At 51.6% G+C, this 401-nt stretch carries 1 protein-coding gene; it reads right to left on the reverse strand.

Translation table 11 applies throughout. The features are described from left to right. Positions 1–47: 47 nt before the first annotated feature. A partial coding sequence (locus KNO91_RS15265; RefSeq protein ID WP_214818714.1) for an RNA-guided endonuclease TnpB family protein occupies positions 48–401 on the reverse strand: 354 nt, incomplete at its 5' end.

The following is a 401-nucleotide window of genomic DNA, read 5'->3' on the forward strand; positions in this document are numbered from 1 at the left end:
TTGTTTACCAAGCTCGTCGGGCAGTCCCTGCCCTGAAGGAATTCGTTTTAGTTTGCCAACATCAACAGATTGATGCTTGCGTTGATGTCACGGTCATGATGCACGCCACAGGCACACGTCCATTCACGGACATCCATCGCCTTCTTCTCGCCTTTTACGCCGCAAGTGGAACAGATCTGCGTCGATGCGTACCAGGGGTCTGCCTTGATGAGTGTCCGTCCGTAGAAGTTTGATTTGTACTCGAGTTGCCGGACGAACTCGTACCAGCTGACATCCCCGATGGACTTGGCGAGCTTATGGTTTTGCATCATGTCCTTCGACTTCAATGTCTCCACGACGATGACTTGGTTCTCGTCAACGATCCGTCTCGACAGTTTGTGAAGGAAGTCCTTGCGTTGGTT

The organism is Exiguobacterium sp. s59 (assembly GCF_018617475.1).
GTDB classification, from domain to species: domain Bacteria; phylum Bacillota; class Bacilli; order Exiguobacteriales; family Exiguobacteriaceae; genus Exiguobacterium; species Exiguobacterium aestuarii.